Genomic DNA, 17,170 nt, shown 5'->3' with positions numbered 1-17,170 from the left:
GATGTTCGATGTAAAAATGTACTTTCGTAAATCGTAATTCGTACCTCGTAAATCATATATCCCTTTGCTTGCCCTCGATAAAGAAACATTCTCGTACTGGGTCACCCATCCCGACGACCTGTCAACTACCGATTTCGTGCAGTTGCAGGAGAGTTTATCAACCTATCCGTACTGTCAATCGTTACATACACTAACAGCTAAGGCGGCTTCAATCCATCAGCGCAGCCAGGCCATATCCCATGTACGTCAGGCCGCAGCCCATGCATTGAGTCGTAATGCGTTACGTAAACTGATTGAGAATGAGTTTCAATGGTCCGAAAACCTGCTGACGAAACTCAATGAGTTATCAGCTAAACACGTCCCTATCCCCGACGATTATCAACAGGAAAGCTATGCACTGTTTAAGTCGAAGGCAGGACTTAGCAACGGATTTCCAAAATTATCTCTGCTACGGTTACCTGTCCCAGGCGAAAATCGTCAGCTAGAAACGATACCTACCCCAGAAGATCCTACGCTAGCTGAAACAAACCTGCAACATGAATTGGCGCAGATAGCCGAACCGGTCGTTGTTCAGCCAGAACCCTCCCCCGCCGACCTGGAACGGCAACGGCAGTTCGACCTGATCGACAGTTTCATCAGGAATGAACCCCGGATCTCACCCGTACGAACCAAACTTGGCGAACCTTTGGCTCAGGAAGACCTAACCAAGCGTGCCAAGCCCGTTGGCGGTGGGTTAGTGACCGAAAGTTTTGCCAAAATTCTGGAGAAGCAGGGGAAAATAGATAAAGCCTGCGAAATGTACCGACAGTTAATGGTAAAAAATCCCGAAAAAAAGGCGTACTTTGCGGCAAAAATCAGTGAATTAGAGAACACGAAGAATTCGGCAGAGGACTAAGTTCAATTTTTCTCTAAATCTGTAAACGCATTAACCAAAATATTTAGCAACTTTTTTCATGATAACGGCAACTATTGTCATCATTTGTATTGTCACTGTTCTGCTAATTCTTATTGTATTAATTCAGAACTCAAAAGGAGGAGGATTAGCTGGCGAATTTGGTGGTCTGGGTTCTAACCAACTTATGGGTGTAAAGAAAACCACCGACCTGCTTGAACAAATTACCTGGGGACTTGGTATCGCCATGATGGTGCTATCGATGGCATCTTATATCTTGGTCGATCGCAATCAGGTAACGGGTATCAATAGCGCAAACGTTGATCGAGCACAAACCCAAACGCTGCCAGGTGCTGCCGCCCCAACGCCTGCTCCTAGCGCAGCGAACGGCGCTGCACCAAGCCAGGCTGTTCCAGGAGCCCAAACTCCAGGAGCATCCACTTCAGCGCTGACACCCCAGAAGTAAACCCGTATTCGGGCAACAAAAAAGCCAGACCGTTTCGAAACGGTCTGGCTTTTTTGTTGCCTACTAATTAGGCAACTGCCTGTGCCAGCAATTGCCGGGCAATAGGCAATAGTGTTTCCTGAACGGGGTAAGTTCGTTTACTCTCCAGCATATACGTTGCCGGATTAGGCAGATACCGGTGCCGTCGGATCAGGTCGAGCTTAATATTTTCAACCGTATTCACTAAACTCTTCTGCACAGCTTCAACAAAACGAAGCTGCACTAACCGACCACCAGGTTCCTGTTCAGAATAAAGTGTCATGGAAAAATAATAGACCTGCGTTTCGGCCTGATTGGTAGCATGAATGAGCAGATACCCCTCCTCCGGCCGCAATGGCAACAGACCTACTGGCGCTAGCGTCAGCGATTTAGCTATATCATCCCAGCGCTGCCGTCCCTCAGTTAACAAGGTTTGAAAGCGCGGCAGGGCAAATTCCATAATGGCATCCACTTCAGCCATAAAGGCAGGGTCCGTTACCTCAGATTTGTATTCGATTCGGGGCGGTGGTCCACTAACTCGACTGACACGCTTGGGGAAAGCCGCATTTAACGTACCTTTGCCCCTCGCAAAACGAATACCTGCATCGTAGTGACCGCGTAGTTCGGGTAGGTCCGGGAAGAGTTTGTATTCCGTAAAATTCTGCTGAACCGCCTGCAAGTATGCCATCACGACATATTTCTGATATTCGGCATCAAGCCAATTTTGCGTAAACCAGTCAGGTTGTAATTTTTTCATAAACCGGAAAAAGGCATTTTGTGGGTGTATGATTTGGTTAATCTAGGCAATCATTCGTAAACAACCAAATTCTATTCGCCAGAAGTGCATAACCTGCCGAAGGAAGTTTAGTCAATGTAGTGAATGGCAGTATGTCAGACAAAAACCTGAAAATTTGGCAGTTTACCGCATTGGCACAGTAATTGGCGGGTCCAGAACGTCGTGTAAGTACAGTACACAAACAGTTAATAACCTTAATCAACTCATTATCATGGTAGCAGAAACGGAAAGCGTTAAAGTGAACGTGAAACCGCTGGCCGACCGGGTGCTGGTAGAAGCCGCACCGGCTGAAGAAAAAACCTCGTTTGGAATTATCATTCCAGACACGGCGAAAGAAAAACCCCAGCGTGGTACGGTCGTTGCCGTTGGCGCAGGTAAGAAAGATGAGCCGCTGACGGTTCAGGTGGGCGATACGGTACTGTATGGCAAATATGCTGGTACAGAAATCACCGTTGATGGCAAAGAATACCTCATCATGCGTGAATCCGACATTTTCGCAATCCTGTAAGTTGAATGACTAATGCACAATGAATAATGTATAATGGCACCAAAAAGGTCATTGACACTATTCGCTTTTCATTCTTCATTTTACATTTTTCATTCTACATTTTCCCAAAACAATGGCTAAGAAAATATTTTTCGATACTGAAGCTCGTGAGCGCATTAAGAAGGGTGTTGACACCCTGGCCGACGCGGTGAAAGTTACCCTCGGTCCTAAAGGCCGCAACGTTATTCTTGATAAGAAATTCGGCTCACCTGTAATCACCAAAGATGGTGTAACGGTGGCCAAAGAAATTGAACTGAAAGACGCCATGGAAAACATGGGCGCTCAGTTGGTAAAAGAAGTTGCTTCGAAAACCGCTGATTCGGCTGGTGACGGAACAACTACCGCTACTGTATTGGCACAGGCGATCTACTCGATCGGTGCGAAAAACGTAGCGGCTGGTGCTAACCCAATGGATTTGAAGCGTGGCATTGAGAAAGCTGTTCTGGCTGTTGTTAAGAACCTTTCGGAGCAAGCTCAAACCATCGGTGATGACTTCGGCAAAATTGAACAAGTGGCTACCATCTCGGCTAACCATGACGAGGAAATCGGTAAAATGATTGCCGAAGCCATGAAGAAAGTAGGTAAAGAAGGTGTTATCACGGTTGAAGAAGCTCGCGGTACCGAAACGGAAGTTAAAACCGTAGAAGGTATGCAGTTCGACCGGGGTTACCTGTCGCCATACTTCGTAACGAACACCGAGAAAATGGAAGTTGAACTGGAGCGTCCGTTCATCCTGATTTCGGAAAAGAAAGTTTCGTCGATGAAAGAGTTGCTGCCCGTACTTGAGCAGGTTGCTCAAACAGGCCGGCCTCTGTTGATCATCGCTGAAGATGTTGATGGCGAAGCTCTGGCTACGCTGGTTGTTAACAAAATCCGTGGTGCCCTGAAAGTAGCTGCTGTTAAGGCTCCTGGCTTCGGCGATCGCCGGAAAGCTATGCTGGAAGACATCGCTATCCTGACAGGTGGCCAGGTTATCAGCGAAGAGCGCGGCTTCAAACTTGAAAACGCATCGATCGAATACCTGGGTCAGGCTGAAAAAATCCTGATCGACAAAGACAATACAACTATTGTTAACGGTGTTGGCGAGAAAGAAAACATTTCTGGTCGCGTAAACCAGATCAAAGCCCAAATCGAAAACACGACATCAGACTACGATCGCGAGAAATTGCAGGAGCGTCTGGCCAAACTGTCGGGTGGTGTGGCTATTCTCTACATCGGTGCTGCTACCGAAGTAGAAATGAAAGAAAAGAAAGATCGTGTTGACGATGCGCTGCATGCAACCCGTGCTGCTGTTGAAGAAGGTATCGTAACGGGTGGCGGTATCGCCCTGATCCGTGCTATCTCTTCGCTTGACGGTATCACAACAATCAATGAAGACGAAAAAACCGGTGTTAACATCATCCGTGTTGCCCTCGAATCACCTCTACGTACGATTGTAGCTAACGCCGGTGGCGAAGGTTCAGTTATCGTGAACAAGGTGAAAGATGGTCAGGGTGGATTTGGTTACAACGCCAAGAACGATACATTCGAAGATCTGTTTGCCGCTGGTGTAATCGATCCTAAGAAAGTAACGCGTCTTGCTCTGGAAAACGCAGCATCGATCGCTGGTCTGTTATTGACGACCGAGTGTGTTATTGCTGACGAGCCAGAAGAAGCTCCAGCTGGTGGCGGTCATGGTCACCCAGGCGGTGGCATGGGCGGCATGATGTAATATCAAGTTGCTGATTTTTTATAGAAACGCCCCTGGTCGAAAGATCGGGGGCGTTTTTTCTTAACTCCGTCAAGTGCGTTACCAAAAGCAGTAAAGCCACCTACCCAGGCAATTAAATTAGCGGCTTATTGTAGCTTTGATGGGAATATAACTAAGAGCATGTATGAAGAAATTCTTCTCCACAGAAGGGATTTTACAGGAAAGTGGCCTTACATTGATCAGGCTTATCGTCGGTTTGTTCCTGGTGTATCATGGCTGGGAAGTATTCGATGCGACTAAAATGAACGAATATGCAGCCTGGGATAATTTCAAGCAGGATTTCTCCCCTACGTTCATGGTTTATCTCGGCAAAGGTTCTGAATTGGTAGCTGGCCTGCTGCTTACCACCGGTTTATTAACCCGATTGTCCTGCCTACTTATTATAGGCACCATGCTTTACATTACGTTTTTTGTAGGTCATGGAAAATTTTGGTACGAGGACCAACATCCTTTTCTATTCGTACTTCTTGCGATGGTTTTCTTTTTTACCGGGCCTGGCAAATGGAGTCTGGATGCCTTACTTACAGGGAACCGTCTGAAAAGTTGACGTGTCGCCCTTTAATCAATTATGAGGCCATACAGGAAGCAATAACGTATGCATTACCATAACGTATGTTTCGTACAAGAAACTGTTGATAAGCCAATGGGATTACTCATCGAAACGGTTTGCAGAAATGGATTCGGAAGGTCAATAAAGGTGAGGGAACAGGCCTATTTCGCTTAGCTAAGCAATCAAATTAACTGTTTGTAGACAGGTCAAAACCTAAACTATAGGCAAACAAAAAAGCCAAGCGAGATACTCTCTTGGCTTTCTGATTTACTCAACGTTATGAAAAACTTTTCTTTTCGACACAATTATAAAACAAAAATACAGAATTTTGATTCTTTTTAGTTAATTTTTTTTTGGATAAAATCGTAAAATCCTAATAATAAGTTCTTTATAAGAAAAAACGCACACTTTTAAACGATTATTTATAAGTAGATTTACTTATAAATACAGACACAAAACAATACATGAACAATAATTAATTAAACAAAAGCCCATCCCGAATCGTAACCGTTCGATCGGCGAGGGCGGCTAAAGCCTCATTGTGGGTTACTATAATAAACGTTTGACCCAGTTCGTCACGTAACTGAAAAAATAACTGGTGTAGCTCCTCTGCGTTCTTAGAATCAAGGTTCCCGCTAGGTTCATCTGCAAAGACAATGGCGGGTTGGTTTATCAACGCCCGCGCTACAGCTACCCGTTGTTGCTCACCTCCTGATAATTGAGAAGGTAAATTTGTTAAGCGATCGCGCAGGCCAAGCTTTACTAATAATTCGGTAGCTCGCTGCCGAACAGCACTCTCCTCCTTACCTGCTATAAACCCAGGCAGGCATACATTTTCAAGAGCCGTAAATTCGGGCAGCAGGTTATTGAACTGAAAGACAAAGCCAATCTGCTCGTTACGAAATTGAGCCAGCTGACGGTCATTTAATGCAAAGACATTTTGTCCGGCAATCTGCAATTCACCTGCATCAGGCCGATCGAGGGTACCCAGGATTTGAAGTAGGGTAGTTTTGCCAGCCCCTGATGCCCCTACAATAGAGACAACTTCACCCGATTCAATATTCAGGTTAATTCCTTTCAGAACGGGCAGATTGCCGTAGTTCCGGCGTATATCAGTAGTTTGAAGAAGCGAACTCATAGTGAATGATAAATGATGAATGATGAATGCCAAGCTGAAAAAGAACAACTGAGCGTGATTTTAGTCGATCACGTTCATCATTCATCATTCATCATTCATCATTTCCTGTTAACTTGCCGCACAAAAATACGATTTCCAATCCTCCTTGTTGCAGTTGTCATGAATATACACGAGTATCAGGGTAAAGAAATTCTCAAAAAGTACGGTGTCCGCATTCAGGAGGGCATTGTAGCTGAGTCGCCCGAAAAAGCCGTTGAAGCCGCCAAACTGATTATTGCTCAATCGGGCCAGAAGTTTGTCGTGGTTAAGTCCCAAATCCATGCTGGCGGACGAGGAAAAGGCCAGATTGTGGGTTCTGAACAACGCGGAGTAGCCTTAGCCAAATCGGTCGATGCTGTGCGCGACATCGCCAAAAACCTCATCGGGAATGTACTGGTTACCCACCAGACAGGACCAGAAGGCAAGCGGGTCAACAAAGTTCTCATTGCTGAGGACGTTTACTATCCAGGTGCATCCTCCCCAAAAGAGATGTACATCGGCATCCTGCTCGACCGTACGAAAGCCTGCAACGTAATCATGGCCAGCACCGAAGGGGGTATGGACATTGAAGAAGTAGCAGAACACTCCCCCGAAAAGATCGTGAAGGAGTGGATCGACCCTGCCGTTGGTCTGCAACCTTTCCAGGCTCGTAAAGTAGCCTTTGGCCTTGGTCTGGAAGGGGAAGCCTTCAAGGAGATGGTGAAGTTTGTTACGTCGCTTTACAAAGCGTATGTAGATACAGACGCGTCGATGTTCGAAATTAACCCGGTTCTGAAAACATCGGACAACAAGATTCTGGCTGTCGATGCCAAAGTTAATTTGGATGACAATGCTCTCTACCGTCATCCCGATCTGAAAGCCATGCGCGATCTGGCCGAAGAAGATCCCCTTGAAGTGGAAGCCTCTGCCAGTGACCTGAACTATGTAAAACTCGACGGAAACGTAGGTTGTATGGTAAACGGCGCAGGTTTGGCCATGGCAACGATGGATATCATTAAACTGTCGGGTGGCGAACCGGCTAACTTCCTTGATGTTGGGGGTGGAGCGAATGCCAAGACGGTAGAAGCGGGTTTCCGTATTATCCTGAAAGATCCAAACGTAAAAGCCATTCTGATCAATATCTTCGGCGGTATCGTACGTTGCGACCGGGTAGCTACTGGTGTTGTTGAAGCTTACAAAGCCATTGGCGATATTCCGGTTCCAATCATCGTTCGTTTGCAAGGAACGAATGCAGCTGAAGGCGCTAAAATCATTGATGATTCAGGCCTCAAAGTACAGTCGGCCGTTGAGCTGAAAGAAGCTGCCGAAAAAGTACGGCAGGTTGTAGCAGCGTTGTAATTTCTGTCTGGGCCCAGGAGATATTTAAGAATCGGCCAAGCCAGAGCTTACCCAGACAAAAAAAGCCGGAACGAAAGTCCCGGCTTTTTCTACTATAAGTGCACGGATTAACGCCGTGCGCTGGCGTAGTACTTCTGCGCATCAGGTAATAATTTCTGCAAATCGGCAATCCGACGGGCATCAGATGGATGATCCGAAAAAAACTCAGCGGGTGCTTTACCACCACTTGCTTTTGCCATCCGTGTCCAGAACGTAATTGCCTCGGCAGGGTTATATCCCGCCATCGACATGAAAATCAGGCCAAGGTGATCCGCTTCTGACTCTTGGTTACGACTATGCGGTAGCGCCCCAAAATATTGATACATCAGGGGACCTCCTGTACCAATAGCTTGTTGAAATAAAGCTTGTGTCTGCGGGCTTTTTGAAGACGTAGCAATTCCAGCTGCAACTTGCCCAGCCTGCAATAGTCCATTAGCAACCAACCCTTCGCTCATTCGTTCATTACCGTGTTCGGCAATAGCGTGCGACACTTCATGACCTAATACGGTTGCTAAACCCGCTTCGTTTTGCGTGTAGGGTAAAATACCGGAGTAGACAACAATTTTACCACCCGGCATACACCAGGCATTCACCTGATTACTCTGCACCAAATGGTATTCCCACTGGAAGCCTTCGAGCCGTTTAGAATACCCGTTGCTATTCATGTAACTTTCAACAGCCTGCCGAATACGATTGCCAACCCGATTAACCATTTCAGCGTCTCCGCTGCTGGTAGGAACAACCCGGCTTGTATCCAAGAATGCTTTATACTGAGTGAAACTCATGGCTAGCATATCATTATTAGGTACCAGGATCAGTTGTTTGCGGCCCGTTAAAGGCACTTTCTCGCAAGCTGTTACAGCAAAAGCGAGCGACAACATGACAATTATGATTTTTCTCATTTGTTTGTGTATTGTTTGGTAGAGTGTTCTGACGGTATATGACCTGCAAAGTACCAGAATTGTTCAAATTTTTCCGAATGGATGCGGTCTACCCCTCTTTAGTCCTTAGATTTGTGCCAATCTAAATAGTTTAGTAACGCGGATATCGTGTCCGCTTTTTACCTTATAAGAGCGGACACGATGTCCGCGTTACTTTATATGAAAATTATTTGCGTTGGTCGAAACTACGCCGACCATATCAAGGAACTCAATAATGAACAGCCCGAAGATCCAGTTATCTTCATGAAACCCGAAACGGCCATTCCCCTAAAAAACGAGCCATTTTTTTATCCTGACTTCTCCAGTGATGTTCATCACGAAGTTGAGATTCTGGTAAAAATTAACCGGGTGGGCAAGAACATCGACGAGAAATTCGCGCATAAATACTACGACGAAATTGGCGTTGGTATCGACTTCACAGCTCGGGATCTGCAAAGCAAGTTAAAAGCAAAAGGATTGCCCTGGGAGTTAGCCAAAGGATTCAACGGCTCCGCTCCTATTTCCTCTTTTGTTCCAAAGACGGATTTCCCGGATCTGCAAAATTTAAATTTCCATTTAGACATCAACGGCGAAACCAAACAAATTGGCAACACGAACCTGATGATGTTTAAGATTGATTACCTGATTTCATTTGTATCACGCTATTTCCTGCTTCAGCAAGGCGATATACTATTTACAGGAACACCCAAAGGTGTTGGCCCTGTAAAAATCGGCGATCGACTGACGGCCTTCATTGAAGATAAGCCCATGTTGACGTTTGACGTGAAGTAATCTCATCTTGTAAGGCCGAACCTTAGTCCGGCCTTACAAAGACTATTTACAATTTTGCTTTTGATACGTTTCCTTTTTTATACGTTCATTTCTGTTCTGTTCTGTGCAGAACTGGCCACCGGACAATCGGCGAAACCAGTCTCATCAACTCAATCAGGACAGCCCCAAACAGGCTATATTCAACCCGGTACGCTTGTCGATGGCTACTTTATGTTTCCGATCCAGCCTGGGGCCAGTAATTCGTTGTCAGGTGGTATGGGGGATTTACGGCCCAATCACTTTCATGCTGGTTTAGATATCCGTACCGGTGGGCGCGAAGGGCTGGATGTCCATGCGGCTGCGGATGGGTATGTATCCCGAATTGCAGTTTTCACGGGTGGATATGGAAACGTGATTTTCATTAAACACCCCAATGGTCTGACCACCGTTTATGGTCACCTGAAAGCCTTAAAAGACACCCTTGGCCGTTTCCTCCGCGAGCAGCAATACGAGAAAAAAACATTTGAAATTGACCTGCGCCCTCAACCGGGCCAGTTCCCGGTTAAGCAGGGCGATGTTGTTGCGGCATCAGGAAATACTGGCGGATCGGGTGGGCCGCATTTACACTTCGAGATTCGGGATAATAAAGACAACCTGATTAACCCGTTGCTGTATAATTTCTCCGAAATTCAGGACAATGTACCGCCCTATTTTGAGCGCGTGGCCCTGAAAACAATGACCGCTACCTCGCGCATTAACGGCGAATACCAGCGTGTCAGTTACGCACCCGTACGCCGACCCGACGGCACGTATACCATTGTTCAGCCCATTACAGCTTCAGGATTAATTGGGATGGAAGTGCTGGCTTATGACAAAACCAGCGGTTCGCCTTATCGAAATGGCATCAGTTGCCTGGAAATCCGGCTCGATGGTCGCGAGGTGTTTTCGTACAACATGAATAGCTTCCCGAACGAGCAAACGCGGTTCATGAATGTTCATGAGAACTACGAGGTCGAGCAAATGAGTGGCCAGCGGTATCATCGGGGCTATATTGCCGATGGCAATATTTTGAATCTGTATAAGCTCCAAAGTAATGCCGCCTATCGCGGGCGGTTACCTCTACTAGACGGCCAGCCACACGAAGTTACCCTGACGCTCTATGATGCCTCCGATCAGTCAACACAGCTAACCTTTACGATTCTACCGGAAGCGGCACCAGCCAGTCAAATCCGGCCAGATTCATTGACAATTCCGCCGGCCAATTTTAGAGGGGAGTCACTAAGCGGTGAGCCGATAGCCACCATCACGACTGACGAAAATGTGCTGAAGCTAACGGTCAAGAATATTATCGCTTCAAGCCCACCGGTAGCTAAATTAATCACCGGCCGCGTAGTGACCGAGCAGCCAATTAGCTATATACGTAACAACCAAGCAGTTTATCTTATAGATTTGCGCCAGACTTTACCCGACTCCGTCCAGTTTGGCCGAAGTGTAATACGAACAAATTTTAAAAAGCGTATCATACCGGGCCGGAGCGAAGTAGTTGTCGATTGGAATACCCGACTGGAATTCAGTCCACGAACGCTGTTTGATACGTTGCATCTGGCTATGCGGGCGTTGCCAGGGGGTGGGTTGGAAATAAATCAGTCGACCATTCCACTCAACGATTATTTAACGATCCACTACACACCGAATTATCCGATTGCCATTGATACGGCTCGAACGAAAGCGTATTGGACGAGCGGTGGGAACGCAAGTTTTCTGGGGGGCACGTGGGCTAAAGGACATATTGAATTTAAAACCCGTTGGCTGGGGAAGTTTCAGTTAATGACCGACATCAATCCACCGAGGGTTGAAATTCTGTCGGCCACGCCTAAGGGAATTACGGCTCGTATTCGGGACGACCTGTCAGGCATTGCCGAATTCCGGGCGCTGGTCAATGGTGAGTGGGTACTGATGCAGTACGATTACAAACGGGCATTACTCTGGTCCGATAAACTAAACCCAGATGAACCTTTCGAGGATGGTGCCGAGGTGTTAGTTCAGGTAAAAGACCGGTCGGGCAATATTGGTTCCGACACGACAACTATTGACGTACCCAGAGCACCCGTTCGGCGAAAAGCGGCTCCGAAGAAAAAGAAGAGAAGATAAAAAAGCTTACTGAATACCGTAAACTGAATACAATAAACTGTAACCTGAATGAGCCTTTCTATCGGTGATCCAGCTCCCGACTTTACGAGCACTGACCAAAATGGCCAGCCCATTAGACTATCTGACTATCGGGGCAAAAAAGCGGTGCTCTATTTTTATCCTAAGGATGATACGCCGGGTTGTACTGCGCAAGCCTGTAGCCTCCGCGACAACTACGCCGATTTACGCGCGGCCGGTTACGAAGTAGTAGGCGTTAGTGTGGATGACCAGAAAGCACACCAGAAATTCATTAAAAAATATGACCTCCCCTTTTCGCTCGTTGCCGATACAGATAACCAGTTAGTAGAAGCCTACGATGTATGGAAAGAGAAGTCGATGTATGGTCGGAAGTTTATGGGTACCGTCCGAACAACATTTATTATTGACGAGGCTGGTATCATCACAGATATCATCGGCAAAGTAGATACCCAAAACCACGCAAAACAAATTTTAACCTAATACGGGCAAGTCCCGTCATTTTTGATTGAAAAGCGGGTTCCCACCCGTACTACCTCATGGAAATCGAACAACTCAAAAGCACGGCTACGGCCGTTCGGCGCGATATTCTTCGCATGGTTGCCGCTGTTAATTCGGGTCACCCCGGCGGATCGTTAGGTTGCACTGATTTTTTTGTCGCCCTTTACTTCGAGGTGATGAACCGGAAAAAAGATGCCGACGGCACGCCTATTTTTGACATGGACGGCCGGGATGAAGACATCTTCTTCCTCTCGAATGGACATATTTCGCCCGTTTTTTATTCGGTGTTGGCACGGGCAGGCTATTTTCCTGTCGCGGAATTAGCCACTTTCCGTAAGTTAGATAGTCGGTTACAGGGACACCCTACAACGGCCGAACACCTTCCCGGCATTCGCATTGCATCGGGTTCGCTAGGTCAGGGTTTATCCGTAGCCTGTGGTGCGGCTTATTCCAAAAAGCTCAATGGGGATAAAAACCATGTGTACGTCCTGATGGGCGATGGTGAGCAGCAGGAAGGCCAGATTTGGGAAGCCGCTCAGTTTGCTCCCAACAAAAAACTCGGCAACCTGACCGCCATCATCGACCTCAACCACGCTCAGATTGACGGCACGACAGACAACGTCAATAGCAACCGTGACCTAGCCGCCAAATACCGCGCTTTTGGCTGGTACGTCGAAGAGATGGAAGGAAATGACATTGCCGATGTCATTCATACCCTCAAAAAATCGCAGGAAGACCCGGATGTACCAACAATGATTCTAATGCACACCGAAATGGGCTTTGGCGTTGAATATATGGTGGGTAACTACAAATGGCACGGTACGGCTCCTAACGCCGAGCAGTTAACCCAGGCTCTGAACGGTCTGCCACTATCGATTGGTGTAACGGATTATTGATTGTCTTGTAGAGACGCAATCCCTTGCGTCTCCTATGCATCAGCAATACCATCCGGCAGGAGGAGACGCAAGGGATTGCGTCTCTACACAAACACATGAAAATCAAACGCCTGATCATCGAAAATTTCAAGTCCATTGAACGGATCGAGCTTGTTGAGCCGAATCCGTTCACGGTCTTTGTCGGCCCTAACGGGTCGGGTAAGTCGAATATTTTCGAGGCTTTGGAGTTTGTGAATCGCTGTTCAAAAGCCTTAGTCTCTGAGGTTTTTAGAGAATTTGGGGGAGTAACTAAAATTAGTCGCCGGAATGGCGCTGACATAGATAGGTTTCACTTTAACGCTGAATTTGACAAAGAGAGTGAGGTCACCAATATGGAGTTTGCTTACAACACTATCACGGATAAGATTAAGCAGCCCAATCGTATTGATGATGTATGGCTTCATTTACGCCAGGATACAGTGGACCAATTTTATCAACGTTTCGGCCGAATTTTTGTCAGTAATGAAAAGCTATTAAAAGTCAACTATCAAGATGATCGCTCCCTTAATATAGCTGCAACTAATTTGGAAGCTGTTTTAAAGCGAATTCTAACGGACAATGTACTTCGGGTTGAAATCTTTGAATGGTTAGAATTATTCGTTCCTGGATTTAAAGCCGTTGAGGTGGATGATCGGGATGAACTCCACTGGTTCGAGGAATTTGCCCCCAGTTATTTCACTAAAGACCTGATCTCTGACGGAACATACAACATTCTGGCGATACTTGCCGCTGTTTATCAAAGTGACGATAAGCCTCAATTTCTTTGTATCGAAGAGCCCGAAAATGGCCTTCATCCACAGGTTGCGCGTGAGTTAGTAGACTTTTTTCGTATCATGTGCGAAGAACGGGGCCATCACATTTGGCTAAATACACACTCGCAATCCATGATCTCCCGGCTTAAACCTGAAGAAATGGTTATCGTCGATAAGAAACAGGGAGCTACGCGAATCAAGCAGATTTCAAAGGAGGAATTTAAAAATTGGCGGATGGACGAAGCCTTACTAATGAATGCTTTCGGAGGTGGGCTTGCGTGGTAAATGTTGGTTTTATTTGTGAAGGTAAAACAGAACAAGAAATTATTGAATCAACCAATTTTCAAGATTGGCTCAATCGAAATGGCCTAAGGTGTGTTAATCCTGTTTTCGATGTTGCTGGAAGTGGTAATCTGCTACCTCATCGTCTCGCAGATATCCGCGATACACTATTTAGGAATGGAGCTAACATCATTGTTATTATAACTGACCTCGACCAAGATGAGTGTATTACGGTAACGCGTCAGCGTATAACTCAACAAGACAGTCAAGTTGTGATTGTTGCTGTAAAACAAATCGAATCTTGGTTTTTAAGTGATTCAACTACTTTACGCCGACTGTTTTCAGATAATACATTTGAGTTTATAAATCCAGAAGCAGAGGACAATCCATTTGCTACCTTAAAGCGCTTATTTGAATTAAAGACTCAGCGGGGTATTGGTACAAAACCGATGTTAGCCCGACGAATGTTGAAGTACGGCTTCAGCATCGAAAACGCGGCTCAGCACCCAAATTGTACCAGTGCCAATTATTTTTTAACCAAATTGCAAACCCTCGCTTCGGCGAATTAATATAGACCATGAAAAAATACGAGTATACCGAGAAAAAAGATACGCGTTCGGGTTTCGGCGCGGGTATATCTGAACTGGGCCGGACGAATCCTAACGTTATTGCCCTGACAGCCGATTTAGCGGGTTCGCTCAAGTTGGAGACATTTATTAAAGAATATCCAGAACGGTTCGTTCAGTGTGGGATTGCCGAAGCCAATATGATTGGTGTATCGGCGGGTTTGACCATTGGTGGTCACATTCCGTTTGCCACAACCTTTGCCAACTTCGCTACGGGCCGGGTATATGACCAGATTCGTCAGTCGGTGGCGTACTCGAATAAGAATGTTAAAATCTGTGCTTCCCACGCAGGCTTAACCTTAGGCGAAGATGGTGCTACACACCAGATTCTGGAAGATTTGGGCATGATGAAAATGTTACCCAACATGACCGTCATCAATCCCTGCGATTACAACCAGACCAAAGCGGCTACACTAGCCATTGCTGAGCATGTGGGTCCGGTTTATTTGCGCTTCGGTCGACCGGTGATTCCCGTGTTTACCCCCGCCGATCAGAAATTTGAGATTGGTAAGGCCTGGACCGTTAATGAAGGAAAAGATGTATCTATTTTCTGCACAGGCCACTTGGTTTGGGAAGCCATCAAAGCCGGTGAAATTCTTGCCGAACAGGGAATCGAAGCCGATATTATCAATATTCACACGATTAAGCCGTTAGATGAAGAGGCTATTCTGGCATCGGTGAAGAAAACGGGCTGCGCCGTATCGGCAGAAGAGCACATGATTAATGGTGGGTTGGGCGATAGCGTTGCACAGGTTCTGGCACAAAACTTCCCTGCTCCACTCGAATATATCGGCGTTCATGATACCTTCGGCGAAAGCGGTACACCTGATCAACTGATGCAGAAATATGGCCTGACTGCCGACAAAATTGTTGAGCAGGTTAAGAAAGTAATGGCACGAAAATAGGTTTACGGTTTTAGGTTTTTGGTTTACGGTTGGCTGGCGCGAAAGCAGTTTACATGCGCCAACCAACCGTAAACCAAAAACCTAAAACCGTAAACCATGAAACAATGACTGACGCAGAAATCCTCGCCAAATACCGCGACCCGTCAAGCCGGAATTTTGCCTTTAATCTGCTGGTACGCCAATACCAGCAGAAAATTTATTGGCATATCCGTAAAATGGTCATTGACCATGACGATACCGACGACCTGGTGCAGGAAACGTTCATAAAAGTGTGGAACAGCCTGGAACAGTTTCGGGGTGATAGTCAGTTATATACCTGGATATACCGAATTGCCACCAACGAATGTCTTAACTTTCTGAATAAGAAACGTCGACGTTTTTTTCTGCCGATTGGCGACGTGGAAGGTGAGTTAATGCAGAAGCTGGAAAGCAATGCCGATTATGTTACATCGGGTAACGAACTCAGTGGTGAAGACGTACAGTTAAAACTGCAAAAGGCGCTGTTAAAATTACCAGATAAACAGCGGTTAGTGTTCAACATGAAGTACTTCGATGATATGAAGTACGAAGAAATTTCGGACATTACCGGTACATCGGTTGGTGCCTTAAAAGCATCCTATCACCTGGCGGTTAAAAAAATTGAGGATTATTTGACTAAAACTGATACAACCGATTAAACCCCAGCCGCTTTAGACTGTCCAATCTGCAAACACGGGAATGAAATTGTGTATTAGATACACACCACGATAATGACTAATAAAAACGAATTTCGGCTTGATGAACTGCCACCTGAGCATCCCATGCGGCAATTGCCGTTTGTGGCACCAGACGGTTATTTTGACACGTTGCCATCGCGCGTGCAGGCTCGCGCGATTCGTAAGTCGAAGCCGGCCTTCCGTATTACCTGGTCCTGGCAACGTACAGTAGCCTCGCTGGCAGGTGCTAGCCTGATTGCTGTACTTGTTTGGCAAACCTTGCCTCAACGGCAGGAATCGTTGGGGAGTGAGGCATTGGCTGGTGTAAGCAATGAAGTTATTACCGCTTATCTTGACGAACAGGGCGTTGATGCAAATGAACTAGCCGATGCTCAACAGCTTCATTCTTCATTAGGGAGCGATACAACAGCGATTCAGTTTCTTAATGTGCAGCCGATCGACATTCAGCAACATATCAAAGAAGAAACTGGACTGGACAATACGAATCTCGGTTCCTGATTTTTTAGCATGGTTAACTTTACCACAATGAGACACGCATGGATTGGTTGGCTGGTTGGGCTGGTGTTTATGGCACAGGTGGCCAGCGCACAGAACGACGTCAACGGACGGCAGAAGATAGAAGCGGCTAAGATTGGCCTGATCACGAATCGGCTTAACCTAACAACCGATCAGGCTCCGCAATTTTGGGCGGTTTACAATGAATACAACGCCAAGAAGCAGGAATTAAACCGTCGGATTCGGCAATTGAACAACGAACCGTCGCGTACAAACCTAAACGATAATCAATTAGTGAACGGGTTGCGGGAAGTCAATGCCACCAAGCAAAAACTGGCTGATCTTGATGACGAATACATGGGCCGTTTCCTAAAAGTAATTAGTCCGCAGCAATTGGCGGAGTTGTACAAGACCGAGCAGATGTTTAATAAAATGCTGCTCAATAAATTGAATCAGGGAAATTAGAACCGGGATTTATATGATTTTACTGACCGACTATGATTTTTTACTTTAAAGGAAAGTTTATCA

19 protein-coding genes are annotated in these 17,170 nt (G+C 46.2%); 16 read left to right on the top strand and 3 right to left on the bottom strand.

Going from position 1 to position 17,170, the window contains the following annotated elements; all coding sequences use genetic code 11:
* The first annotated feature begins 64 nt into the window (after positions 1-64).
* Both EXU85_RS10965 and secG read left to right on the top strand, forming a co-directional pair.
* Complete coding sequence (locus EXU85_RS10965; protein ID WP_142772121.1) at positions 65-895, top strand: hypothetical protein; 831 nt, start codon at positions 65-67, stop codon at positions 893-895.
* 58 nt (positions 896-953) lie between these two features.
* The gene (gene secG / locus EXU85_RS10960) at positions 954-1,358 is read left to right on the top strand and encodes a preprotein translocase subunit SecG (protein WP_142772120.1); all 405 of its coding nucleotides are present in this window, start codon (positions 954-956) and stop codon (positions 1,356-1,358) included.
* A gap of 67 nt (positions 1,359-1,425) precedes the next feature.
* Here the strand turns inward: secG and EXU85_RS10955 are convergent, their stop codons facing one another.
* Complete coding sequence (locus EXU85_RS10955) at positions 1,426-2,133, bottom strand: hypothetical protein (protein ID WP_142772119.1); 708 nt, start codon at positions 2,131-2,133, stop codon at positions 1,426-1,428.
* A gap of 250 nt (positions 2,134-2,383) precedes the next feature.
* On the opposite strand from EXU85_RS10955, the gene groES reads away from it, so the two are divergent.
* From groES to EXU85_RS10940, 3 genes are all read left to right on the top strand, one after another.
* A complete protein-coding gene (gene groES, locus EXU85_RS10950; protein ID WP_012925587.1) occupies positions 2,384-2,680 on the top strand; it encodes a co-chaperone GroES in 297 nt (98 codons plus the stop codon).
* Positions 2,681-2,792: 112 nt separating this feature from the next.
* Positions 2,793-4,430 (top strand): chaperonin GroEL, encoded by a 1,638-nt coding sequence (gene groL / locus EXU85_RS10945; RefSeq protein WP_142772118.1) that lies wholly within the window; start codon positions 2,793-2,795, stop codon positions 4,428-4,430.
* 163 nt (positions 4,431-4,593) lie between these two features.
* Entirely contained in the window at positions 4,594-5,016 is a 423-nt protein-coding gene (locus EXU85_RS10940; RefSeq protein ID WP_142772117.1) for a DoxX family protein, read from the top strand.
* A 478-nt stretch (positions 5,017-5,494) separates the two neighbouring features.
* Here the strand turns inward: EXU85_RS10940 and EXU85_RS10935 are convergent, their stop codons facing one another.
* Entirely contained in the window at positions 5,495-6,157 is a 663-nt protein-coding gene (locus EXU85_RS10935) for an ABC transporter ATP-binding protein (RefSeq protein ID WP_142772116.1), read from the bottom strand.
* Positions 6,158-6,316: 159 nt separating this feature from the next.
* On the opposite strand from EXU85_RS10935, the gene sucC reads away from it, so the two are divergent.
* Positions 6,317-7,534, top strand: a complete 1,218-nt coding sequence (gene sucC, locus EXU85_RS10930; RefSeq protein ID WP_142772115.1) for an ADP-forming succinate--CoA ligase subunit beta — start codon at positions 6,317-6,319, stop codon at positions 7,532-7,534.
* A gap of 107 nt (positions 7,535-7,641) precedes the next feature.
* Here the strand turns inward: sucC and EXU85_RS10925 are convergent, their stop codons facing one another.
* Complete coding sequence (locus tag EXU85_RS10925; RefSeq protein WP_142772114.1) at positions 7,642-8,475, bottom strand: M48 family metallopeptidase; 834 nt, start codon at positions 8,473-8,475, stop codon at positions 7,642-7,644.
* A 198-nt stretch (positions 8,476-8,673) separates the two neighbouring features.
* Here EXU85_RS10925 and EXU85_RS10920 point away from each other — a divergent pair, with 198 nt between their 5' ends.
* The 10 genes from EXU85_RS10920 to EXU85_RS10875 all read left to right on the top strand — a co-directional run bounded on the left by EXU85_RS10920 (position 8,674) and on the right by EXU85_RS10875 (position 17,107).
* The gene (locus tag EXU85_RS10920) at positions 8,674-9,285 is read left to right on the top strand and encodes a fumarylacetoacetate hydrolase family protein (protein WP_142772113.1); all 612 of its coding nucleotides are present in this window, start codon (positions 8,674-8,676) and stop codon (positions 9,283-9,285) included.
* Positions 9,286-9,495: 210 nt separating this feature from the next.
* A complete protein-coding gene (locus tag EXU85_RS10915) occupies positions 9,496-11,415 on the top strand; it encodes a M23 family metallopeptidase (RefSeq protein ID WP_371732043.1) in 1,920 nt (639 codons plus the stop codon).
* Between the two features lie 48 nt (positions 11,416-11,463).
* Entirely contained in the window at positions 11,464-11,913 is a 450-nt protein-coding gene (bcp, locus tag EXU85_RS10910; RefSeq protein ID WP_142772111.1) for a thioredoxin-dependent thiol peroxidase, read from the top strand.
* Positions 11,914-11,969: 56 nt separating this feature from the next.
* Entirely contained in the window at positions 11,970-12,827 is an 858-nt protein-coding gene (locus EXU85_RS10905) for a transketolase (protein WP_142772110.1), read from the top strand.
* Positions 12,828-12,922: 95 nt separating this feature from the next.
* Entirely contained in the window at positions 12,923-13,903 is a 981-nt protein-coding gene (locus tag EXU85_RS10900; protein ID WP_142772109.1) for an AAA family ATPase, read from the top strand.
* Entirely contained in the window at positions 13,897-14,469 is a 573-nt protein-coding gene (locus tag EXU85_RS10895; RefSeq protein WP_142772108.1) for a hypothetical protein, read from the top strand. The genes EXU85_RS10900 and EXU85_RS10895 overlap by 7 nt, the downstream gene beginning before the upstream one ends.
* An 8-nt stretch (positions 14,470-14,477) precedes the next feature.
* Positions 14,478-15,431: a transketolase family protein gene (locus EXU85_RS10890; RefSeq protein WP_142772107.1), complete on the top strand. Its 954-nt coding sequence runs from the start codon at positions 14,478-14,480 to the stop codon at positions 15,429-15,431.
* Positions 15,432-15,535: 104 nt separating this feature from the next.
* Positions 15,536-16,108: an RNA polymerase sigma factor gene (locus EXU85_RS10885; RefSeq protein WP_142772106.1), complete on the top strand. Its 573-nt coding sequence runs from the start codon at positions 15,536-15,538 to the stop codon at positions 16,106-16,108.
* A 72-nt stretch (positions 16,109-16,180) separates the two neighbouring features.
* The gene (locus EXU85_RS10880) at positions 16,181-16,645 is read left to right on the top strand and encodes a hypothetical protein (protein WP_142772105.1); all 465 of its coding nucleotides are present in this window, start codon (positions 16,181-16,183) and stop codon (positions 16,643-16,645) included.
* A 9-nt stretch (positions 16,646-16,654) separates the two neighbouring features.
* Positions 16,655-17,107, top strand: coding sequence for a hypothetical protein (locus EXU85_RS10875; protein ID WP_142772104.1), 453 nt, complete (start codon positions 16,655-16,657; stop codon positions 17,105-17,107).
* The last annotated feature ends 63 nt before the right edge of the window (positions 17,108-17,170 follow it).

This window comes from Spirosoma sp. KCTC 42546, assembly GCF_006965485.1.
In the GTDB taxonomy this organism is placed as follows: Bacteria; Bacteroidota; Bacteroidia; order Cytophagales; family Spirosomataceae; genus Spirosoma.
This window is presented reverse-complemented; position numbering and strand designations above follow the sequence as displayed.